Genomic DNA, 21,640 nt, shown 5'->3' with positions numbered 1-21,640 from the left:
TATGACATTGGCATGAAAAATAAATAAATTTTCTCCTTTAGATTATTTTTTCATTCAGATAACGCCAGTAGCGTTTTGGCACATATTGCACATGCAGTTTGATGTTTTGTCGTTCCCGAATATTGATACTACTAAAATAATCTTTCCAGAGTTGATCGTATAACATTTCCTCTGTATCGAGTGCCACCACAAAATGTTGACTTGAACCGATCTCTATATGTGCATCAATCTCTTTGGCGCAAAGTGATACCTCGTGAATTTCCTGCAAATCATAATAAAGTCCATAGTGACGTTTTTCATCGTAAATCAACCAGCGTTGATCCTGATAACGTCGTTTAAAATGTGGCTGGATTAAAGGCAGAACATTAAAATCAGGCTGAATCAAACTGAGAAACAAGCCATCAGCCGTCTTCTTAAAGCGAACAAAGGCTTCCATACGATGCTTTTCACGACCAACTTTTTTTGCCCACTGTGCAATCGCTAGAACACTGGGATGGGAATAATCTTTTTCTACTTGTGATTGCTGACGAAAAACATAAATACAATAATGAAATAGATGTTGATGCGCATCTATTGATTCGGATAAATAAGCAAAATAAAGCTGCCGTAAAGCCGATGCAGAAACTTTTTGTTTAAGGGCTTCCCAGACACGCTGGGCTTTTGCTTCATCACAGGGAACGTCTATAAAATCTTCAAATAGATGACTTTGGGATAAGCCCTGATGGCAAAGTTCCACATAAAACTGTTTAAACTGAAATGCCCGAAATACACAGCATAATAATCCGCGCATTGAACCATCAAAATGATAGCGTTGCAGTGCTAATGTTGCCATTTTAAAAGCCCAAACTCAGCTGTGGCGAAAGCTGTTTGATATATTTGGAGTGACTATTCTCCAGAATATTTTGCCGTATTTGATGTGGTTGTAATTCTTTTTGAAAGGAAGGACTATCTTCGCAGCGGATAAAATGTCTGGCACGGGAATAAGCAACACCAAGCCGTTTCAATAAATCGGTATGAATTTTGCCAAAGCGACGGGCTTTTACAATCTTTTTGGCAGATTTCACCCCAATCCCAGGTACACGCAAAATCATACGATAATCAGCACAATTTAAATCCACCGGAAATTGTTCAGGATAGCGTAAAGCCCAGCTCAGTTTCGGATCGACATCCAAATCCAGATTGGGATGCTGATCATTAACAATTTCACTGGCAGCAAACCCATAAAACCGCATCAGCCAGTCACTTTGATACAAACGGTTTTCTCGCAATAAAGGCGGTGCAGAACCAACCGCCGGTAATAACTGATGTTCAGCATTAATCGGAATATAGCCCGAATAATAGACACGTTTTAGTTTAAATTCCCGATAGTGATGATCTGCCATCATCAATACGTCCTGATCACTTTCCTGATGAGCCCCCACCACCATTTGCGTGGTTTGTCCCGCAGGTACATATTTCGGTACATGCTTGATGATTTGCCGTTCATCTTTCAGTTGAATCAGCCGATCACGTACCAGCCCCAAATCTTTCTGTACTTCATGATGCGATTTTTCTGGAGCATAAATTTTAAGTCCTGTTTCCGTCGGCATTTCCAGATTGATACTCATTCGATCGGCATATAGGCCAGCTTCGTGAATCAGTTCCGGCGATGCCCCGGGAATGGTTTTTAAGTGAATATAACCGTTAAAATTCTCTTCCAAACGTAGTTTTCTAACCACCTGCATCATACGTTCCATAGTATGGTCAGCAGACTTAAAAATGCCTGAACTTAAAAACAGACCTTCAATATAATTACGACGATAAAAGTTAATGGTTAAATCCACCACTTCCTGCACGGTAAAGGCTGCCCGCTGCACATCATTAGAACGTCGGGACACACAATAAGCACAGTCATAAATACAGACATTGCTAAATAATATTTTTAATAAGGAGACGCAGCGCCCATCTTCAGTAAAGGTATGACAAATCCCTGATCGACTTGCGTCACCTAAGCCTTTGTCTTTATTTTTACGATTGCTACCACTAGATGAACAAGACACATCATATTTGGCAGCATCGGCAAGAATATGTAGTTTTTCTCGGATTCGCTCGGACATCATCAGTACCTTTTTTTAAAGGTTTAAAGTAGCCTAAAAAAAATATGAAATTAAGCCCGATAAGACACCATAACGACGCAGTTTGACGTGTGGTTTTGGTTTTTATTGCGATCTAGATCGGGCAATTGATGGATTGATAAATCATTAATAAAGTTTATATCGATTAAATTTAGGTCTATCTAGAATGCTGAAAAAGCCTCACTTTACAATTTAAAGCCTTGTATTCTTAATCAATTCATAATTAATATGAATAATAAGCGATAGGTACTCTCTCCTGATCAATATAGTGAAAACTTAATGAATAAAATTATCGCGTCTATTATGGCAGTTACCTTTGCCACCTTAAGTGCAACCGCAATGGCAGCTTGTCCAACAGGCACAAGCCTAGAAAAAGGAAAGTGTGTTTCCATCGCAAAAACACAGACCCATAAAGCCGAGCAAAAAATAAAAACCTCTACCGGCACAGCAAAAACTGCTGTTAAAAATAACAGCAACAAAGCAAGCGCTGCTACAAAAACTGAAAGCAAAAAACTCGATAACAAAGTCGCTGCAAGCAAAAATGCAGTAAAACCAACTGAAGCTAAAACGGCAACAAAAGCCACCGTAACAAAGACCAGTACAGAACTAAAACAAAAAGTTGATCAGAAAACCAAATCTTAATTTCTATGTTCTTGATCAAAATAAGCAGGTCATCTATACCTGCTTATTTCATTTTAGCCTGCTCTACTTCATCAAGTCTTTAAACCCTATTTATTCCTGATTTTCTTCTGCGCTTGCTTTAAAATGCAATCAACGCATCAATCAAAAAATCGAGTATTACAGACATATGCTTTTAGTCAGTGCCTGTCTGGCAGGCGAACCGGTTCGTTACGACGGTCGGGACAGTGGTCATGATAAAATTCGACAATTGATCCAGCAGGGAAAAGCAAAATTTGTCTGTCCTGAATTACTCGGCGGCTTTCCTATTCCCCGCTTGCCTGCCGAAATCATCAATGGCACAGGGCTTGATGTGTTAAACGGCACGGCAAAAGTCATGGACTGTGCGGGTGAAGATGTAACCGCACAATATCTGGAAGGGGCCTATAAAGCCCTGAAGATTGCACAAGATTTAGGTGCAAGCTGTATCGTGTTAAAAGAAAATAGCCCGTCCTGTGGTAGTCAACAGATTTATGATGGCTCATTTGATGGACATAAAATCATCGGAATGGGCGTGACTACCGCTCTGTTCAGGCAATACGGCTTTAACGTCATTTCAGAATATCAATTGAAAGACTGGCTTGAATCTCACACCTAATTTGCTCTGTTGGATACGAATAAAGCCTGAATCCCGACAATAGGTAGACCCATCAACTTATGGATGAGTGCGTTGTTGCATCTGCTTAAAATGCAGTAACAACAAAGATAGACATAAAATTCCCATCACCAGACAAAAACTGACTACACCCCAGATCATGCCAAAATGATCGGAAAGGTATCCCACCGCCAAAATCGGTAGAATCGTACCTAGATAAGCCATAAACAGATAAGTGGAGACGACCGCCGCACGATTTTCTGTTTGCGTCATTTTATTGACCAGTGAAAATGCTGCCAGCAGCGTTAAACCATGGCCGATTCCCACACCCACCACACTGATAAAAAACAAGATACTCCACTGCATCAGCATACACAGGGTGAGAATCAAATAACTACCGATCAAGGTGTATAGTCCTAGATTTAATCCTTTATGCGGTTCTTGCGATTTTGCCACAATCTGAGAAGACGCCGACAACAGTAAAATACTGGAAATGGTTATACCACTGACCAACGGGCCATGCCATGGAATCACTTCCTTAATAAAAGAAGGTGCCAGAGAGGCAAATAAACTAAAGGAACCAAAAGCACTAAATGCTGAAAAGCCAAGTATTAGAAACAACAACCTATATTTTGCTTGCGGCATTTCTAGGTGCGGCATAAAGGTGAGCTTCTGCGGCGTAAAATCCGCTTTTAACCGAAACAAACTGACCAGACTCAATAAAGACAACAGAATAATCGGCAGATAAGGCGTCACCAGCGGATAAGCAAAAAACTGGGCAATAAAGCCACCAATCACTGGCCCAACACCAAATCCCATCACGGTAATAATTGAACTCAACTGTGCTGAATAAGCCTTATGAGAATCCGGAATGGTATAAAACAGACCAAGCATTGCCGAGGTATTAATTAACCCCGAGGCAATACCAATAATAAAGCGTCCAATCGACAACCAGAATATGTTCGGTGCAAATGCCGATAATCCCAAACCAAAAATACACAGCAACAAACCCAACTGTAGAGTACGAACATAACCAATATGATTGGAAACCCGTCCTAAAAACAACAGCGCCGCCAGACAACCAAACATATAGGCAACAAAGATATAGGTAATCTGACTAGGTAAAAGATGCCATGATAATTCATAGATAGGATATAAAGGACTAGATAATGCAGTCCCCGAAGTGCCGACACAAAGCGCCAGACTGACCATTAAAAATGGCTGCCAGGTCTGTCGAGTATTCATGATGATCCAGATGCTTTTAAATTTGAAGGTAAAATTTATACCGATCAGATGATTGTTTCAACCAGATGGTCAGAAATTCGCAGGTTTTATTACATTTACACCCCAAAATAAAATATTTTTATGATGCGCATAACAAACGAATAGGCATCATATATTGATAAGCCTGGTATTGATCCTTGTCGATATCATAAACTCGGGCAAATTTACGGCGTTTAATCGCATCTTCAATGACATCCTTGATGCGTGATGGTACCTCAGAATCTGACAAACGAACCTGCACTTGACCCGTCTGATCAACATCAATATATGCTTTTAAATCCACTAAAGGTTGATCTGCTTTTTGAGTATTCACCTTACAGTATTGTGCCGTCACATAGCGCAGTTGCTGGAGGTCCAACTTTGGTGGCTCAAATTGATCCTGTCTGGATAAAAACCGATAATTCATCAAATAATGTGGATAAGGCTGACGGACACTTTCAACGATTTTTGTCTTTTTATTTTCATACAACTGCGACATTTGTGGCAAGGTTTCAACCTGTATCGTGTTGGCCAGCTTAAGCACATGCTGATTGAGCAGAATAAGTTCTGGATGCGGATTTTTTAAAATAATTTGTGGCTTTTTCTTATTTTTATCATTAATGCGAATTTCAACCTGCCATTGATAAGTTGCTGCATCTTTTGGAAAGGAAATGAGATATTCCACATTATCCCCAAGCTGCGCTGTATCTCGAAGAGGTTTTAGTTTGGTCCACTGTGCAGAATCAAATGTTTGCGCCAGCAAATCCTGTGAGAGCATAGCAACAACTATTAAAAGACTCATGCGCATAAAAGATAATATATGCATTTTTAATCCAGATATTATATCTGCCTTAATATTAGCTGAGAAATTAACTGATTTATAGCCTTTGCCACATCTCAACAAAATCCTTATACTTAAGCACAATTTTTACTTAGACTTATAACGGATACAGCATGAGCCGTGCCATATCACATATTGATACTTTTCAGGGTTTAATCCTTGCCTTACAAAACTATTGGGCAGAACAGGGCTGTGTAATATTACAACCTTATGATCAGGAAATGGGGGCTGGGACATTCCATACCGCAACCTTCTTACGTGCGCTTGGTCCAGAGTCTTGGAATGCAGCCTATATACAGCCTTCCCGTCGCCCCAAAGATGGCCGCTATGGTGAAAACCCCAACCGTCTGCAACATTATTATCAATTTCAGGTGGTACTCAAACCTAACCCAAGTAATATCCAGCAATTGTATCTGGATTCCTTAAAAACCATTGGCATTGATCCATTGGTACATGACATCCGTTTTGTTGAAGATAACTGGGAATCACCTACTTTAGGTGCATGGGGACTAGGCTGGGAAGTCTGGCTCAATGGCATGGAAGTAACACAATTTACCTATTTTCAGCAAGTTGGCGGTGTAGAATGCTATCCCGTAACCGGTGAAATCACTTATGGTCTGGAACGACTGGCCATGTATTTGCAAGGTGTAGATTCAGTTTATGATCTGGTCTGGACCAAAGGTCAGTTTGGTACAGTCACCTATGGCGATGTGTTCCATCAAAATGAAGTTGAACAATCCACCTATAATTTCGAACAAGCACCAGTTGCAAAATTATTTGAATTATTTGATTTTTATGAAGCCGAATCGAATCGTTTAATGCAAGCGGAATTACCATTGCCTGCCTATGAACAAGTATTAAAAGCATCTCATACCTTTAATCTACTTGATGCTCGAGGCGCAATTTCGGTAACTGAACGTCAGCGTTACATCTTGCGCGTGCGTACTCTTGCCCGAGCAATTGCACAAAGTTATGTACAATCCCGCGCCAAATTAGGTTTCCCCATGGCAGAACCAGCATTACGTGATGAAGTATTGGCACAGTTAAAAGCACAAGCCGATGCGGAAGCATTACTCAATAAAGCCAATGCGGAAATGAATCAGGGTTAAATCATGAGCTTACACACTGTATTATTTGAACTTGGCTGTGAAGAATTGCCACCCAAAAGCCTTAAAAACCTGCGTGATGCCTTAAAAAGTGAAGTCGAAAAAGGCTTACAGGCAGCAGGTCTAGCATTCGAACACATTGACGCTTATGCTGCACCACGTCGTTTGGCACTCAAAATCGTTGCAGTAGAAGGTCAGCAACCCGATACGCAAAAACGCTTTGATGGCCCTGCTGTGCAAGCTGCCTATGATAGCGAAGGCAAACCAACCAAAGCACTGGAAGGCTTTATGCGTGGTCAGGGCATCAGCGCTGAACAGGTTTCTACCTTTCAGGCAGGTAAAGTCGAAAAAGTTTGCTACTACAAAGACATTAAAGGTCAAAATCTGGATACCTTGTTACCCGTAATTTTACAAACTGCACTGGATAATTTACCAATTGCCAAACGTATGCGCTCGGCAGCAAGTCGTACCGAATTTGTACGCCCTGTGCAATGGGTAGTGTTGCTTAAAGATGACCAGATTATTGACGCGACGATTCAAGACTTTAAAACCGGAAATGTAACATATGGTCATCGTTTCCATGCGCCGGAAGCAATTACTCTCAAGCATGCCAATAATTATCTGGAGGCCCTGCGTCAAGCCAAAGTCATTGCCAGTTTTGAAGAACGTCAGGCCATTATTGATGCACAGGTGAAACAACTGGCGGATGAGGTCAATGCCATTGCCATTGTCCCTGCTGATCTGCGTGATGAAGTCACTGCACTGGTCGAATTACCGGTTGCCTTACGCGCCACCTTTGAAGAGCGTTTCCTTGCCGTACCACAGGAAGCATTGATCACCACCATGCAGGATAACCAAAAATATTTCTGTTTGGTCGATCACCATAACAAACTACAACCCTATTTCATTACCATTTCTAATATTGAGTCCAAAGACCCGACACAAATCATTGAAGGTAATGAAAAAGTCGTACGTCCACGTTTAAGCGATGCAGAATTTTTCTTCTTGCAGGATCAAAAACAACCGCTAGCCAGCCGTAAAGACAAACTCAAAAATATGGTCTTTCAAGCACAGCTTGGTACACTTTGGGAAAAAACCGAACGTGTCGCCAAACTGTCGGTGGCACTTTCACAAATTACTGGCGCCCAGGCAGTCGATGCAGAAAAAGCTGCATTCCTGTCCAAATGCGATTTAACCTCTGAACTGGTCGGTGAGTTCCCTGAATTGCAGGGCATTGCAGGTACTTATTATGCCCGCCTTGAAGGTGAAAATGATGAAGTTGCACAAGCACTAGGCGAGCAATATTTACCAAAATTTGCTGGCGATGTATTACCACAAACCAAAACGGGTACCACCCTTGCCCTTGCTGATCGTCTGGTGACATTAGTGGGTATTTTTGGTATTGGTCAAGCGCCTACAGGATCCAAAGACCCGTTTGCCTTACGCCGTTCGGCCATCGGGATTCTGCGTCTCATCATTGAAAATGAACTGGATGTTACACTCGATGAATTGGTGTTACTCACTTTAGACGGTTATAGCGATGTGATTAAAGATCATGCCAAGACCCGTGCTGATGCAGTGGCGTTCCTTGAAGGACGTTATCGTGCCAAATATGAAGATCAGGGTGTTGATGTTGATGTAATTCAAGCCGTACAAGCATTGTCACCGGCATCACCTCTGGATTTCGACAAACGAATTGCTGCGGTGCAACATTTCCGTACCCTGCCGGAAGCCACAGCATTGGCAGCCGCCAATAAACGTGTTGCCAACATTCTTGCCAAAGAAGCAACACCAGAAGGTGCAGTGATTGAAAGCAAATTGGTTGAAGATGCCGAAAAAGCACTGTATCAACAGTTGCAAAGTCTGACTACCGAAGTTCAACCATTACTGGATAATCGCAGCTATACCGAAGCCTTATCCAAACTGGCAGCATTACGTGCACCGATTGATGCCTTCTTTGAAAACGTCATGGTCATGGCAGATGATGCTGAACTCAAAGCCAATCGCTTACGTTTACTGGCGCAATTGCGTGGTTTGTTTACTGCGGTTGCCGACATCAGTGTATTGCAACATTAGACCTTAATTTTATTGAAGATATTACCCAACCCTGCTATAAATTAGTGGGGTTTATTTTTATCATTAAAATTAGGCAAAATTAATTTTCAGTCCTTACGAATTTATGCAGGAAACTGGAATAAATGAATCACAACGCAGCATAACAAAATATATAAAATCATACATTTTCCATATGCCATAACTCGCTATACTAAAATCAATTCCTTAGCACATTATGAAAATATGAACATCAAACTGATTTTACTCACGGCTGCAAGCTGTATTGCCTTCGCAGCCTGTCATCATGCTCCCACGCATAATGCAAAGGAAAATGGACAGCTGGTTCAAAAAATCGAGAATCTACAGGCTGTACCGGCAAGCGACAGCAATGATGCCAAGTTATACCAACTGGATAAAGGCTGTGCCATTGAATTTACTGGCTTTTATGAAACAGGTAAAGCGACTGAAACATGGTCATTTCAAGGTAAACAACTGCTGTCTGCAAAATCTGTCATCAGTACCTATGTCGATCACGGTTTGAATCAAACCAATAACTTTGATCAACCAATTAAGATCGCCTCACAGCAACACAAAAACTTTGATATCCATGATGCAGATACACAGAAGAATTTCCAGTCATTGCTCGGTTATTTTAAAGACGATGAATTACAGAAATGTCAATAAACCCGATGTCATGAATAGAAGCATATAAGGAAATAAAATGATTATGAAACAGACAATACTACTTTTAGGCACGACATTATTACTGGCCTCTACGACTTTTGCTGAAGAAACCACAGCAACACAAGCAAGCAATGGATTGCCTGATAATCCTAGTTTATGGCGAGTTTTAACCTATAAATCAGGACAAACATTATCAAAAACAGGTGATGCGATTCAGCGTGGTGCCGAAAATACCAGTCAGTCGATCCAAAACCAGAATATTGGAGAACGCGTAGAACAAGGTGCGACATCAACTGCACAATTTGCCAAGGAAAAGACTCAACAGGCGACCACTTTTGGCAAAGAAAAATGGCAACAAGGTAAAGAAGCCATCATTGGTACACCCAACAACGGCACTGCACCAATTGAATCCCGTCCATTAACCACGCCGATACAACCGGCAGATCAGGGCAATATTTCCAATACACCAGAAAATTAGCCTTAATCCTTTTCACTTTTTAAGCAGTTAAAGTGACCTGTTCATTCTGTCTTTGCATGATGATTTTACCATGACGCACACTGAGATAAGCTTTAGCCTGATTGGCCAGTGCGTCATAATCATTTTTTGCATTGAGTAGAATAAAGTTTGCAGGTCGATGAACTTCCAAACCATATTGATCCTGTAAATTTAATGCCTTGGCAGAATTATCTGAAATAAAATCCAGACATCGTTGCAAATCCTTGTAACCCAACATATGACAAATATGTAATCCGGCATCCAGTATCCGCATAATATTGCCATTTCCTATCGGATACCACGGATCACGAATAGAGTCTTGAGCAAAACAGATATTCATGCCAGCACGATCTATTTCAAAAACACGTGTTAATCCACGCCTTTTGGGATAAGTATCAAAGCGCCCCTGTAAATGAATACTTTCGGTAGGACAGGAGATAAAATTAATACCTGAGCGTTTTAGCAAGCGGAATAATTTAAAACAATAGGCATTATCATATGAGCCCATAGCAGTGGTATGACTGGCTGTCACATGCGCGCCCATACCACGAATACGAGCTTCATCTGCCAGCACTTCCAAAAATCGTGAATTGGGATCATCAATTTCATCACAATGGACATCAACCAATTTATCATGTCGTTCTGCCAAATCCATGAGAAACTTAACCGAACTCACACCTTTATCCCGTGTATATTCAAAATGAGGAATTCCACCTATCACATCCACCCCCATATCAACTGCGCGTTGCATTAACTCTCGCCCCTGTTGAAAGGATTCTATGCCTTCCTGCGGAAATGCCACAATTTGCAAATTAATCAAGTTTCTCACTGAATCCTTTAGTTCCAGCATAGCCGTTAAAGCGATTAACTGAGGATCTGTTACATCCACATGCGTACGCACATGTTGAATACCATGTTGGGCAAGCATATGAATGACTTTAGTTGCACGCTGCTTGGTATCTTCTGCGGTAATGCTGGCTTTGCGTTGCCCCCAACGTTCAATGCCTTCAAACAGTGTACCGGACATATTCCATTCCGGTTCTCCTGCCGTTAATACAGCATCTAAATGGATATGTGGCTCCACAAAAGGAGCCATAAGTAAGTTTTCCTCTGCATCAATAATTTCAGGATGAGAAGAAGATGGTAGTTTTTCAGATTGCAGCGTCAGGGCATGAATCACACCATTTGCAGTTTCTAAAGTGTATAGCCCGTCTTTGCCACGTAAAGTCGCATTAATTACTTTCATGAATTTGTCCTAGTGTAATGATGTAGGGCTGAATAGTTGCCAGATGATGAGAGAAACCGAAAGATGCAAACGATATTTCGGATCTTCCAGCGAATATCCAGTCAATGCTTCAATTTTTTGCATACGCTGTGTGATGGTATTGCGGTGAATACCCAATCTGACAGCTGTATTCATCACGTTAAAATTTTCCTGAACCAAGGCGTCCAAAGTATTAAGATATATATCGGCCTGCCGTTTTCCTGCTGTGAAAAAACAGCCCAGCGTTTCCTGCATAAATTGGCGAGGAACCGATTTATCCGGAATTGCACTAATTAATCGTAGGATTCCCAAATCGTTATAAGGCAAACAGCGATGTTCAAGATGAAGGTCTATCGCCAGTTTTTGAGCCTGAGTTGCTTCATCAAAACCCCGCTGAAAAGATGCAACAGACTGAACGATATTGGATAACCCAATATACAATTTGAGTGGTTTGGTTTTTTCTGCTAGTTGTAGAATCAAATGATTCATCTTTCTTATCCATGTTTCTATATCTTCATGGCGTAGGGGAAATGCCAGCACAAAAACATCACCAAATTTAAGAACCGGAAAATTCAGTTGTTCTTCATTGGCCCAAGCATCTAGTTGTTCAATCAAAAACTGTTTTTTATCCCGTAGTTTTTTCTCCGGATCCAGATATTGATCAGAAATAAATAATTCATCATGGGCAGCCATTTTAATACTGACTAAGAGATAAGAGACTTGTAAATTTAGATTCAGGTTCTTAGCCCGAATTGCAATCGTTTCCTCAGACGAATAATTAGCAAAAATCAGACGGGAGAAGGTATCAGCGATAGAATTCTGGGTTTGTTCCAGCTCAACCAGTGCAGTCCCGATAATGTGAGTAACCTCAATCATCTTAAGACTGTAAGGCTGCTCCACAATCGGTACATTTAATTCATTGGCATAAGCAATTACACTTGCAGGAATAAAATGAATACATTCCTCTCCGGTCAAAATGACTAAACCCGCAATATTTTTCTGATAGCCTTGATACACCAACTCCAGCAAATTTTGTTCATTACGTTGGTGATTTATTCCGGTAATAAATACCAGCTCTCCGCCTTTTAACCATTCAAAAATATTTTCATTTTCTGCAATATATATCCAGCGGATTGCCTTATAAATATTGTCATGCCCAGCGCGTAGGCGCATTTGCTGCAACTGAGGAAAATTTAAGACATCATGAATGGATAATCCCATGGTTTATATCCTGTCTAATCAATATGAAGATGTTGCGACGGCTTAACTGTTTTTGCCGAAAACAGACTGATACCGACCACATAACAAACTACTGACACGACGATACCAACAATCGGGGCAATCCACGGCGAATTATAGGCAACCAGTGCCCCTATAAAATAGGAAGATAAACCAATCCAGTTAAATTGCGGTAAATGTGCCGTTGCCAGATTTGGATAATGGCCTTTATACTTAAACCAGTAATCCGCCATAATCACTCCACCAATTGGTGGAATAATCGCACCTAGCAATAAAAGAAACGGAATTAATAATTCATACATCCCTGCAACAGCCAGAATAATTCCGATGATAGCCGAAACCATGACCAGCGTTTTACGTCGTTCACTGCGAATCAGGTGACAGGCTGCCGCAGAAACGTTATAGATGGTTGGCCCCTGAATAGTCCATAAATTCAGGCAAAGCATAATCACCGCAGCAATAGATAAACCTTGTAATATTAGTACTTCTACAATATCAGGTTGTTGATAGACGATTGCCATCCACGCACCCGCCAGTACCATAAGACCATTACCAATGACAAAACTGATTAAGCAAGCCCAGACTGCAACCCTGCTTGATTTGGCCATACGAGTCCAGTTGGTAATTTGTGTTGCCCCACTGGCAAAGGTACCAAAGACAATGGTTAAGGCGGCAGAAAATGTTAAATGCTCTGTAGGTTGAACCTGATTTAGCCCAGTCCATCCACCAATGGTTTTGGTCGCAAGATACATCGAAACAATTAATAATGCCGCCATTAAAGGAATGGAAATTTTCGACAAGCTTTCCAGTCCCTTGAATCCAATAATGGCAGTAATCGAAAAGCCCAGTCCGAAAAGCACCATCAATGGAATGGTTAATGCTTCGGGTAAATGAATAATTTTAACCAGAGAAATGGCCAGTGTCGCTGTTCCCCAAGCATACCAGCCTAATTCTGCAAAACCCAAAATCACATCTGATAATTTGCTTCCAAGGTTGCCAAAGCAAAAACGACCCATCAATACCGTATTAAGGCCACTTCGTGCAGAGATTACCCCCAAAGAAGCGGCATAACTTGCCAATAAAAAATTACCAAGCGCCGTGATCCATAAAATATCAACAAAATTAAAGGCTACGCCAATTTTTCCACCCGCAAACATGGTGCCGGTAAAAAATGTAAAACTAAACAACACCATTGCAATCGGGAAGAAACCTTTACGCTGTGATAAAGGTGTTTCACTTAAAGGATGTTCATCTTGCTGGTTCATGTGTTCACCTCAATGATAGAACGCAATAGAAAGAGAACTCCTCATTGCAACTGCTGTGCCGTTTTTAATGCGCTTTACTTTGCGAAAAACGTACGAAAAACCATGCATCATGCATAGTTTTTTAGTAAATCTATAAAATTTGAAAGCTATAATTGTGCCAATCGAACATTATTGTTTATTTTTAGTGCTGGTTTACCAACCAGCGGGTTGCACCGATCTGATTGGTAAAATAAGAAATATAATAAGGAAGAAATGACAGACTATGGATTAACCTGCCGAAGCACCTGTCCTTGTTGAAAGGCCAATACATTTTCCACCAATTGATCCACAATCCTCTGCCGTGCCTGTACACTGCCCCAGGCAGAATGTGGCGTGATGATTAAATTGGGGACATCGGAGTTTAATAAAACATTACCGTCTTTTGGTGGTTCCACACTGAGTACATCGGTTGCAGCACCAGCAATTCGCCCCTTTTTCAAGGCATCGGCGAGTACCTGCTCATTGATAATACCGCCACGCGCCACATTGACAATAAATGCACTTGGTTTCATCAAGTTAATTTGTGCTTCATCAATTAAGTTTCGGGTCTCATCGGTTAAGGGACAATGCAGACTCAAAACATCAAGCTGTGGCAAAAATTCGTCTAAAGGTAAATGGTCGGCCTTTGCCGGGCGATTGGGGATTTGTCCCAGAATCACCTGCATTCCAAAGGCTTTTGCCAATTGTGCCACCGCATGCCCCAGTTCACCATAACCAATAATCCCCAGTGTTTTACCTGACAACTCAACAATCGGATAATCCAGAAAACAGAATTGTTCCGACTGCTGCCAGCGACCATGTTTAACTGCATGATCGTATTTCACCAGATTGGTTGTCAATGCCAGCATTAAAGCCAAAGTATGCTGCGCCACCGAATGCGTGCCATATCCCTGACAATTACATACCACAATACCTTGCGCTTTGGCTGCCTCTAAATCCACATTATTGGTCCCAGTTGCAGCGACCAGAATAAGTTTTAAGCGAGGCAGTTGCCGAATAATGTCTGCATCTAAAACCACTTTATTGGTAATGGCTACCTCAACATTTTTGAGACGTTCAATGACTTGTGTCGCAAATGTTTCGGGATACAATTGCAAATGCCCAAAATGATTATGCAGAGACTGAAAATTTAAATCCCCTTGATCCAAAGTTGCATAATCCAGAAATACTGCGTTAAATGACATCACTTCATCTCCATTGCGATCTAAAAAATGATCTGCATATTTAAGCCTTGTGGATATGTTATCTATGTTACCTGTATGAATTGTCAACAAATCTCAAGGAAATAAAATATTAAATCTCGAGGATTCGCCATGCAATACGATAAACAACTTTCCCTCAGAGCGTTAAGCATATCTGTTTTATGCATGATTTCACCCTTTCTTTTTGCAAAACCAACCGTCACCAATCATAAGACAAACGAAAGCACAGTTCATTCGGATGCTTCCTTGCAAAATCAACACTTCGCAACTTGCCCACAACTCAAGTTTGTTGAGCAAGCCAACACATGGTCTGGCCGATATTATCTTAAGGGCATCATGGAAACAGGCTCTACCCTTGTATTGCATCGTAATGGCCGATTTGATTTTACGCTGGCATATGGTGCTATGAATCAATCTGCTCAAGGGCAATGGTGGCTAAATCCAACATACAATTGTATCGGACTGGCAGTCGATACCCCTAATCAATCCCAGTATTTTCAGTTGTTGTCAGAACATCAGAATCAGTGGACAAAAGAGATTTTTGCAGAAGCAAAACAAATTGAACAGCAAAAAGAAAATGCCAATGTATTACATGTTTTTGCCTTGGAAGAACAATATGGTATGAGTCTGGAGGGATTTTCAATTGTATTACGCTGGACAGATGGCACAACACAAGTACAGTCTATTGATCAACATATGGCCCAATTCACCCGTCGAAAAACTGCACCCACCGCTATAGCTTTAACATTTCCAGATATGGATGAAGCACTCACTTGGGTAAATTTACCCAAAAATCAATCGCAACCACTCATTATTGAAATTTTACTGAACAATATTGTCGGACAGCCCATCATGCTGCCCCAATATCTGGAGATTCATCAAGATGTTTTGTTGCCTGTCTGGGAAGGGCGTGGACAGCGTGGTGAATATTATCGCCCTGCTATGCCAAAATCCGTTCAAGATCAACCCTAGAAATTTTTTGTTAAAACTTTAGATTAAGCATCATCGATTTATACCCAGTTTATGCTATGTTAATGCTTTAAATATTATTTTATAAAAGCAAAGGAGTGTCGCAATGAACACTGTACAGCCAAGAATGACCAATTTATTCGAACAACTCGGTTTGGATTCTAGTGAGAATGCAATTGCAGCTTTCATTAAGAATCATCAACTTGATGCAGATACTTATATCAGTGATGCCGATTTTTGGGATGAAGGACAACGTGCATTTATTCAAGAAAAACTTGCGGCTGATGATAACTGGGCGACCATTGTCGACCAACTCAATGAATCCTTACATGAAGATTCAGTCAATCAAAAGTAATATGTATCTGAGATGATCGCATAAGGTCATCTCAGGATTTTTTTTGCACTTGATAATAGTATTCGGTTTTGCCGTTTATATCTCGTTGTTCCTGCACCAGCAACTCATGTCCCAGATGCATGCAAAACTTGGGGATATCCCATGAGGTTGAAGGATCTGTGGCAAAAATTTCAATTACATCGCCACCTTGTGATTTTCGAATGGCTTGATGTAGCATCATAACCGGTTCCGGACAACGTAACCCTCGAGTATCAAGTTGCTTGATCGGAGTTGTTGTGGATGTTTCTATACTTGCCATAAGGTGCCCTCAATTAAAATAATATTTTATCATGATCAATGAAAATCACCCTAATCAAAATTTGATCATCAATTTCAATCTGTTTTTAGATGCAAGTCGGCGTTTTCTTCGGTATGATGAAAACGACTTTTTCTTGAATTGCATTATTTAGGATACCTCATGCAAGAAGAATCGAGCCCATCGTGGACCCGTGGTTTAAAAAAATGGCTGAATGCGGAACCAGAAACGCGTGATGAATTATTGAAATTAGTCCAAAATTCTAGAAAGTTTTTAGAGCCAGACACTGTGGCTATGCTTGAGGGTGTGCTTGACTTACCAGCGACCAAAATTCGCGAAGTCATGACGCCTCGAACATCCTTAATCAGTCTGCAAGAAAATGATGATCTTCTGGATATCATTCATGTACTGATTGAGTCTGCCCATTCCCGCTTCCCGGTTTTTTCCGCAGAAAACAATGATTCGGTGATCGGTGTGTTACTGGCCAAAGATTTATTGCCCTTCTTAACCGAACGCCAATCACAAAAAGTCGATATTACTGCATTGATGCGTCAACCTTTATTTGTTCCGGAAAGTGCCCGTTCCGATCAAGTGCTGCGCATGCTTAAAAATACCCAAACCCATATTGCCATTGTGATTGATGAATACGGTACAACATCTGGCATTGTCACACTGGAAGATATTTTGGAAGAAATTGTCGGTGAAATCGAAGATGAGCATGATGAAGCCGATCAATATGCACAATTTATTCAGCCCGATCCGGAATCGGAACTGCAAAATGCTTGGCTGGTTCAGGCATTAACCCCGATTGAACATTTTAATACCCTCTTAGGAACAGATTTTTCCGATGAAGAAGTCGAAACCATGGGCGGATTATTATTACAAGAAATTGGCTTGGTGAATGATCTGGAAGGTCAGGTCATCGAATTGGATGGCTGGAGTTTTGATATTCTCGAAGCAGATGCCCGTAGTATTCAACTGATTCGTGCAGTAAGGCTATGAGATCATTTTTTCATAAAATCACTAGCACCCGATCCACTACAACCGCACAACGCATTCCTTTAAGTCTGGTGTGTTTAATTTCACTCATGGCAGGCATACTCCTGCCATTTGCCTTGGCACCTTATCATTGCTGGTGGCTTGCCATCCTCTCCCCAGCACTGCTTTATGCCTGCTTGCATCAACGTACAGCCAGACACGCCTTTTGGATTGGCTGGAGTTACGGGATTGGTTTATGGTTTGTCGGTGCATTCTGGCTCTATACCTCAATTCATGTCTATGGTGATACACCCGCATTCCTTGCTGTCGTGATGATAGCCTTTATGGCGATTGCCATGGGACTGTTCAATGCCATTCAATGCTGGCTATATCGTCGGTTCTTCCCGGAAACACCACTGACTTTTGCACCGCTCTGGGTATTGTTTGAATGGATGAAAACCTGGATTTTCACAGGTTTTCCTTGGCTGTTCGTCGGTTATGCATTCACCACCTATGGTTTAGATGAATATGCACCATTATTTGGAATTTTTGGTGTGTCCTTTGTGGTGATCGTGATTGCTGCTGCGTTGACAGAATGCCTATTTGGCAAACGCTTTTGGCTGGTTCCGATTATCCTGCTTTTATTCGGCGCATGGGGAGCCAAACATATTCAATGGGTTGAAGCCAAAAATGAGAAACCATTAAGCGTTTCTTTGATTCAGGGCAACATCCCACAAGACCTAAAATGGCTGGTGGAATACCAGACTGAAACCTTACGTATCTATGCCACACTCAGTCAAACCGAATGGGGTCGTGATCTGGTGGTTTGGCCGGAAGCCTCTATTCCAATGTTTCAAAGTGATATCCAGCCTTTTCTGGATGTCATCAGTAAACATGCCGAAGAACGTGGTTCAGCTTGGGTGACCGGAATTCCTTACTGGGACATTAAAAATTCCGAACAGGGTAACCCACTTTATTACAATGCGATTATGGCATCGGGTCGTCAGTCATCAGGTTTATATTTCAAACAACGCCTTGTACCTTTTGGTGAATATATTCCGTTCTCTGGCACATTAAGCTGGGTATTACCGGGCTTACAGGATGACGTGACCTTAAGTGGCTTTAGTGCCGGACATGACCATCAAGCGCCTTTACTGATTAAAAATTATCGTCTAGCATCGGCTATTTGTTATGAAATCGCTTATCCGAACCTAACCCGTAATAATGCCAAAGACAATGACTTTTTGATCACGATTTCTAATGATGCATGGTTTACAGGGACCAGCGGTCCTTGGCAACATCTACAAATGGTACAAATGCGCGCCAAAGAAAATGGCAGATGGATTATTCGTGCAACCAATACCGGTGTAACTGCATTTATTGATGCGCAAGGTCGTATCGTAAAACAACTTCCAAGCGATCAACGTATGGTCTTACGCGGCGAATTACCAGCATATACTGGCGAAACACTCTATAGTCGTTTTGGCGACTGGATGATTCTAGTGTTCTGTACTTTGTTATTGGCACTGGGCTTTGTATTTAGACCCAAAGTCGTTAACACAGCCTTTAAACAACGTCGTTAAGTGACATATAAAACATATAAAAAGCCGTTCAATACGATTTTCAGTATTGAGCGGCTTTTTTATATATGAGGAGAATGGTAACTTACATCACCACATAAACCAGTATCGCTGTTAAAAATAACATTGGAATTTGTTGGTATATCTTAAATAACACTCTTTCGCTTTTATTTTGCGCCAGATTATTCTGCCAAGTCGTGATTTGTAATGCGGTGACAAATGAAACAATACAATTGGTACTTAAAATACTTAAAGCAAAGAAACCAATCATGATCTGACTGCTCCCTTCGGCATTCTGCATGGCTTGTAATAAAATATGACTTACCGGGAGAATAGCCAAAATGACTGCGATTGATTTTAGCATGGCCCAATGCAACTGATTTAATCGATCAGTGATCAAAAATGCTCGCATCATATTCTCCTTCATCATCTTTTTATATCTTAGAAGCATTATGCAAAGAATATCTTTTATTGTTAAGCCTATATTGCTTCATATTTTATCTATATTGTAAATACCAGCATTAATAACTATTATCAGTTGTTTTATATACATTTGATAAATATTAATTTTTTAAATAAAATCGTTTTATTCTATTTATAGTATAGATTTTTACGGCCTTAAATTTTTATTTTAATTCAAGGCCGAATCCTCGTTTAAATTTTAGACTTAAAATCATTTACGCTTGATAGTAATTTATAGTTGAGAACGATTGATGATTAAAAGCCATTTATATTTGATCGCATTTATGGTTGGTAATAGATATCAGCATCATTGCCTTCGCCGCCTTCTTTACCATCGGCACCAAATGAATATAAATCAAATTTTCGTCCTTCTGTTCCGGGAATCACATATTGAAAATCATTATCCCAACTGTCCTTCGGATAGCCACCTTTGACATATCCGCCCGGCAACCAGTTTTTTGCTGTTGCAGGCTGGTTAACCAATGCTTCAAGTCCACCATCTTGCATACTGGGATAACGGCCATTGTCCAACTTGTATTGATCCAGCGCACCCGCTGTACTTTTTAAAGCAATATTGGTGGTATCCACTTTAGCCTTTTCACCACGTCCCATGACATTGGGGACAATTAAGGCTGCCAAAACACCAAGAATGACGATCACCACCATTACTTCGATCAAGGTAAATCCTGAGTGAGGGTTAGCAAAGCATCGCTTTGCACGAACGCAAGACGGAGAGCTATGCTCGAAGTGATATATGCGGTCTGCATACTTCATAGGTCTTTTTTTCATCTTCATCTCTTATCATAAACACTAAATTAAGTTATTCATATTCACAATGGGTAACATCACTGCAATCACGATGACCAATACAATTGCTGCCATAAATACCAGCATTAATGGCTCAAGTAAAGCCAATAACGTGGTGATGGTTGAGGTCACTTCACGATCCTGCATATCTGATGCCCGTTGTAACATACGATCCAGCTCGCCGGAACTTTCACCGCTTCGGATCATTTGCACCATCATCGGTGGGAAATAACCTGATTTTTCCAGTTGACTGGCCAGATTGCCACCTTCTGTCACTTTTTCTGCGGCAATGTTCACCGCATCCCGTATCACCCAGTTTGAGCTGACCGCTGCGCCAATTTTTAAGGCATCGACCAACGGTACACCGGATTGCGTCAGAATTGATAAAGTACTGGCAAAACGTGCTGCATTTATACCACGAGATAATTTACCAATTAATGGCAATTTGAGGATTAAACGATCAAGTGTGTAATGTCCTGCACTGGTTCTTAAAAATTTTCCCAGTAATAGCAATATGAGCACACTAAGCGTCAACATATAGGGCCAAAACGTACGAATGATATCGCTACTGACCATCAGGACTTGTGTGATCCAAGGCAGGGCCTGTTTGGTATTGGCAAAGACCTTGACAATATCAGGGACAACATACGTCATTAATCCCATGATGATGGCAAAAGACATCAGCATCAGAATGATCGGATAAATCATTGCACCCTGCACTTTCTTTTGCATGGCGTAACGATTTTCGGTGTAGTCTGCCAGCTGATCAAGAATAAGATCCAAATGTCCTGATCGCTCTCCTGCGGCAATGGTCGCAATATATAAAGAGGGAAAGCTTGAGCTTTGTTGTAATGCCTGAGCCAGTGAATGGCCTTCTAGGACTTTTGATCGCACAGACATGAGTAAGCTTTGAACATGACGTTTTTCGCTTTGCTTGGCCACTGCACGAATGGCTTCTTCTAACGGAATACTGGCAGCAATCAATACCGAAAGTTGTCTGGTCATTAATGCCAGATCATAGGCGCTCAGGGTTTTCTGGAAAAAACCGAATTTGGTCGATTTATTTTGATCAAGGACAGGTTCAACCTGAATCGGGGTAAGCTGTTGATCACGCAACTGTTGGCGAATCTGACGCGCAGAATCGCCATCCATCAACCCTTTATGTTGTTTGCCATTTGCGTCAATTGCAGAATACTGATAGGCAGGCATCACTTACTCAAAAAATTAATCAGAAAAATATGGACATTATTATCATATTTGAATGATATATTGATTAAAATTCCATACGATGTAACGATTATTGCGATAACACATTGTTAGATTTAAGCATAACTGACGAATCATTTTTTCGCT

The 21,640-nt window shown here is 41.0% G+C and carries 22 protein-coding genes; 10 read left to right on the top strand and 12 right to left on the bottom strand.

Features of this window, described 5'->3' with window-relative positions; genetic code table 11:
* Nucleotides 1–37: 37 nt before the first annotated feature.
* Both CRO21_RS07755 and CRO21_RS07750 read right to left on the bottom strand, forming a co-directional pair.
* Nucleotides 38–832 carry a TIGR03915 family putative DNA repair protein gene (locus tag CRO21_RS07755; RefSeq protein ID WP_097078755.1) on the bottom strand — a complete coding sequence of 265 codons (795 nt, stop codon included), beginning with the start codon at nt 830–832 and terminating at the stop codon, nt 38–40.
* Between the two features lies 1 nt (nt 833).
* Nucleotides 834–2,096 (bottom strand): putative DNA modification/repair radical SAM protein, encoded by a 1,263-nt coding sequence (locus CRO21_RS07750; protein ID WP_097078754.1) that lies wholly within the window; start codon nt 2,094–2,096, stop codon nt 834–836.
* Between the two features lie 297 nt (nt 2,097–2,393).
* Here CRO21_RS07750 and CRO21_RS07745 point away from each other — a divergent pair, with 297 nt between their 5' ends.
* Both CRO21_RS07745 and CRO21_RS07740 read left to right on the top strand, forming a co-directional pair.
* Nucleotides 2,394–2,756, top strand: coding sequence for a hypothetical protein (locus CRO21_RS07745; protein WP_097078753.1), 363 nt, complete (start codon nt 2,394–2,396; stop codon nt 2,754–2,756).
* A 166-nt stretch (nt 2,757–2,922) separates the two neighbouring features.
* Nucleotides 2,923–3,390, top strand: coding sequence for a 2-thiouracil desulfurase family protein (locus CRO21_RS07740; protein ID WP_097078752.1), 468 nt, complete (start codon nt 2,923–2,925; stop codon nt 3,388–3,390).
* Nucleotides 3,391–3,447: 57 nt separating this feature from the next.
* Here CRO21_RS07740 and CRO21_RS07735 read toward each other — a convergent pair whose 3' ends face one another.
* Both CRO21_RS07735 and CRO21_RS07730 read right to left on the bottom strand, forming a co-directional pair.
* Nucleotides 3,448–4,632: an MFS transporter gene (locus CRO21_RS07735; RefSeq protein ID WP_097078751.1), complete on the bottom strand. Its 1,185-nt coding sequence runs from the start codon at nt 4,630–4,632 to the stop codon at nt 3,448–3,450.
* 118 nt (nt 4,633–4,750) lie between these two features.
* Nucleotides 4,751–5,476 (bottom strand): hypothetical protein, encoded by a 726-nt coding sequence (locus CRO21_RS07730; RefSeq protein ID WP_141398123.1) that lies wholly within the window; start codon nt 5,474–5,476, stop codon nt 4,751–4,753.
* A 128-nt stretch (nt 5,477–5,604) separates the two neighbouring features.
* On the opposite strand from CRO21_RS07730, the gene glyQ reads away from it, so the two are divergent.
* The 4 genes from glyQ (at nt 5,605) to CRO21_RS07710 (ending at nt 9,814) form a co-directional block, all read left to right on the top strand.
* A complete protein-coding gene (gene glyQ, locus CRO21_RS07725) occupies nt 5,605–6,600 on the top strand; it encodes a glycine--tRNA ligase subunit alpha (RefSeq protein WP_097078749.1) in 996 nt (331 codons plus the stop codon).
* A 3-nt stretch (nt 6,601–6,603) separates the two neighbouring features.
* The gene (glyS, locus tag CRO21_RS07720; protein WP_097078748.1) at nt 6,604–8,673 is read left to right on the top strand and encodes a glycine--tRNA ligase subunit beta; all 2,070 of its coding nucleotides are present in this window, start codon (nt 6,604–6,606) and stop codon (nt 8,671–8,673) included.
* 222 nt (nt 8,674–8,895) lie between these two features.
* On the top strand, nt 8,896–9,336 hold the full coding sequence (locus CRO21_RS07715) for a hypothetical protein (RefSeq protein WP_097078747.1): 441 nt from the start codon (nt 8,896–8,898) through the stop codon (nt 9,334–9,336).
* Nucleotides 9,337–9,379: 43 nt separating this feature from the next.
* Nucleotides 9,380–9,814, top strand: a complete 435-nt coding sequence (locus CRO21_RS07710) for a hypothetical protein (RefSeq protein WP_141398122.1) — start codon at nt 9,380–9,382, stop codon at nt 9,812–9,814.
* A 19-nt stretch (nt 9,815–9,833) separates the two neighbouring features.
* On the opposite strand, the gene codA is transcribed toward CRO21_RS07710, so the two are convergent.
* The 4 genes from codA to CRO21_RS07690 form a co-directional block, all read right to left on the bottom strand.
* Nucleotides 9,834–11,078 (bottom strand): cytosine deaminase, encoded by a 1,245-nt coding sequence (gene codA / locus CRO21_RS07705; RefSeq protein WP_097078745.1) that lies wholly within the window; start codon nt 11,076–11,078, stop codon nt 9,834–9,836.
* Between the two features lie 9 nt (nt 11,079–11,087).
* Complete coding sequence (locus CRO21_RS07700) at nt 11,088–12,317, bottom strand: PucR family transcriptional regulator (RefSeq protein ID WP_097078744.1); 1,230 nt, start codon at nt 12,315–12,317, stop codon at nt 11,088–11,090.
* Between the two features lie 14 nt (nt 12,318–12,331).
* Entirely contained in the window at nt 12,332–13,600 is a 1,269-nt protein-coding gene (gene codB, locus CRO21_RS07695) for a cytosine permease (RefSeq protein ID WP_097078743.1), read from the bottom strand.
* A gap of 260 nt (nt 13,601–13,860) precedes the next feature.
* Complete coding sequence (locus CRO21_RS07690) at nt 13,861–14,823, bottom strand: 2-hydroxyacid dehydrogenase (RefSeq protein ID WP_097078742.1); 963 nt, start codon at nt 14,821–14,823, stop codon at nt 13,861–13,863.
* A gap of 129 nt (nt 14,824–14,952) precedes the next feature.
* On the opposite strand from CRO21_RS07690, the gene CRO21_RS07685 reads away from it, so the two are divergent.
* Nucleotides 14,953–15,813 carry a hypothetical protein gene (locus CRO21_RS07685; RefSeq protein WP_141398121.1) on the top strand — a complete coding sequence of 287 codons (861 nt, stop codon included), beginning with the start codon at nt 14,953–14,955 and terminating at the stop codon, nt 15,811–15,813.
* Nucleotides 15,814–15,916: 103 nt separating this feature from the next.
* Complete coding sequence (locus CRO21_RS07680) at nt 15,917–16,165, top strand: DUF2789 domain-containing protein (protein WP_097078740.1); 249 nt, start codon at nt 15,917–15,919, stop codon at nt 16,163–16,165.
* 31 nt (nt 16,166–16,196) lie between these two features.
* Here CRO21_RS07680 and tusA read toward each other — a convergent pair whose 3' ends face one another.
* Nucleotides 16,197–16,463, bottom strand: a complete 267-nt coding sequence (tusA, locus tag CRO21_RS07675; RefSeq protein WP_097078739.1) for a sulfurtransferase TusA — start codon at nt 16,461–16,463, stop codon at nt 16,197–16,199.
* 159 nt (nt 16,464–16,622) lie between these two features.
* Between tusA and CRO21_RS07670 the strand changes: the two genes are divergently transcribed.
* Nucleotides 16,623–17,462: a CBS domain-containing protein gene (locus tag CRO21_RS07670; protein WP_097078738.1), complete on the top strand. Its 840-nt coding sequence runs from the start codon at nt 16,623–16,625 to the stop codon at nt 17,460–17,462.
* Complete coding sequence (lnt, locus tag CRO21_RS07665; RefSeq protein WP_097078737.1) at nt 17,459–19,021, top strand: apolipoprotein N-acyltransferase; 1,563 nt, start codon at nt 17,459–17,461, stop codon at nt 19,019–19,021. The genes CRO21_RS07670 and lnt overlap by 4 nt, the downstream gene beginning before the upstream one ends.
* A gap of 82 nt (nt 19,022–19,103) precedes the next feature.
* On the opposite strand, the gene CRO21_RS07660 is transcribed toward lnt, so the two are convergent.
* The 3 genes from CRO21_RS07660 to gspF form a co-directional block, all read right to left on the bottom strand.
* Nucleotides 19,104–19,430, bottom strand: coding sequence for a hypothetical protein (locus CRO21_RS07660; protein WP_097078736.1), 327 nt, complete (start codon nt 19,428–19,430; stop codon nt 19,104–19,106).
* Between the two features lie 332 nt (nt 19,431–19,762).
* The gene (gene gspG / locus CRO21_RS07655) at nt 19,763–20,275 is read right to left on the bottom strand and encodes a type II secretion system major pseudopilin GspG (protein WP_228150388.1); all 513 of its coding nucleotides are present in this window, start codon (nt 20,273–20,275) and stop codon (nt 19,763–19,765) included.
* 15 nt (nt 20,276–20,290) lie between these two features.
* Nucleotides 20,291–21,496 carry a type II secretion system inner membrane protein GspF gene (gspF, locus tag CRO21_RS07650; protein ID WP_097078734.1) on the bottom strand — a complete coding sequence of 402 codons (1,206 nt, stop codon included), beginning with the start codon at nt 21,494–21,496 and terminating at the stop codon, nt 20,291–20,293.
* Nucleotides 21,497–21,640: the final 144 nt, after the last annotated feature.

The organism is Acinetobacter puyangensis (genome assembly GCF_900096995.1).
GTDB classification, from domain to species: domain Bacteria; phylum Pseudomonadota; class Gammaproteobacteria; order Pseudomonadales; family Moraxellaceae; genus Acinetobacter; species Acinetobacter puyangensis.
The sequence above is the reverse complement of the archived record's forward strand: the minus strand, read 5'-3'. Positions and strand labels throughout refer to the sequence as shown.

Coding starts and splice junctions, on each gene's coding strand:
- CRO21_RS07690 (WP_097078742.1), bottom strand. CDS start 14,823: ATGTCATTTAACGCAGTATTTCTGGATTATGCAACTTTGGATCAAGGG.
- CRO21_RS07670 (WP_097078738.1), top strand. CDS start 16,623: ATGCAAGAAGAATCGAGCCCATCGTGGACCCGTGGTTTAAAAAAATGG.
- CRO21_RS07680 (WP_097078740.1), top strand. CDS start 15,917: ATGAACACTGTACAGCCAAGAATGACCAATTTATTCGAACAACTCGGT.
- CRO21_RS07660 (WP_097078736.1), bottom strand. CDS start 19,430: ATGCGAGCATTTTTGATCACTGATCGATTAAATCAGTTGCATTGGGCC.
- CRO21_RS07715 (WP_097078747.1), top strand. CDS start 8,896: ATGAACATCAAACTGATTTTACTCACGGCTGCAAGCTGTATTGCCTTC.
- CRO21_RS07730 (WP_141398123.1), bottom strand. CDS start 5,476: ATGCATATATTATCTTTTATGCGCATGAGTCTTTTAATAGTTGTTGCT.
- CRO21_RS07700 (WP_097078744.1), bottom strand. CDS start 12,317: ATGGGATTATCCATTCATGATGTCTTAAATTTTCCTCAGTTGCAGCAA.
- CRO21_RS07755 (WP_097078755.1), bottom strand. CDS start 832: ATGGCAACATTAGCACTGCAACGCTATCATTTTGATGGTTCAATGCGC.
- CRO21_RS07710 (WP_141398122.1), top strand. CDS start 9,380: ATGAAACAGACAATACTACTTTTAGGCACGACATTATTACTGGCCTCT.
- lnt (WP_097078737.1), top strand. CDS start 17,459: ATGAGATCATTTTTTCATAAAATCACTAGCACCCGATCCACTACAACC.
- tusA (WP_097078739.1), bottom strand. CDS start 16,463: ATGGCAAGTATAGAAACATCCACAACAACTCCGATCAAGCAACTTGAT.
- gspF (WP_097078734.1), bottom strand. CDS start 21,496: ATGCCTGCCTATCAGTATTCTGCAATTGACGCAAATGGCAAACAACAT.
- CRO21_RS07735 (WP_097078751.1), bottom strand. CDS start 4,632: ATGAATACTCGACAGACCTGGCAGCCATTTTTAATGGTCAGTCTGGCG.
- CRO21_RS07740 (WP_097078752.1), top strand. CDS start 2,923: ATGCTTTTAGTCAGTGCCTGTCTGGCAGGCGAACCGGTTCGTTACGAC.
- CRO21_RS07685 (WP_141398121.1), top strand. CDS start 14,953: ATGCAATACGATAAACAACTTTCCCTCAGAGCGTTAAGCATATCTGTT.
- gspG (WP_228150388.1), bottom strand. CDS start 20,275: ATGAAGATGAAAAAAAGACCTATGAAGTATGCAGACCGCATATATCAC.
- CRO21_RS07750 (WP_097078754.1), bottom strand. CDS start 2,096: ATGTCCGAGCGAATCCGAGAAAAACTACATATTCTTGCCGATGCTGCC.
- glyQ (WP_097078749.1), top strand. CDS start 5,605: ATGAGCCGTGCCATATCACATATTGATACTTTTCAGGGTTTAATCCTT.
- codA (WP_097078745.1), bottom strand. CDS start 11,078: ATGAAAGTAATTAATGCGACTTTACGTGGCAAAGACGGGCTATACACT.
- codB (WP_097078743.1), bottom strand. CDS start 13,600: ATGAACCAGCAAGATGAACATCCTTTAAGTGAAACACCTTTATCACAG.
- CRO21_RS07745 (WP_097078753.1), top strand. CDS start 2,394: ATGAATAAAATTATCGCGTCTATTATGGCAGTTACCTTTGCCACCTTA.
- glyS (WP_097078748.1), top strand. CDS start 6,604: ATGAGCTTACACACTGTATTATTTGAACTTGGCTGTGAAGAATTGCCA.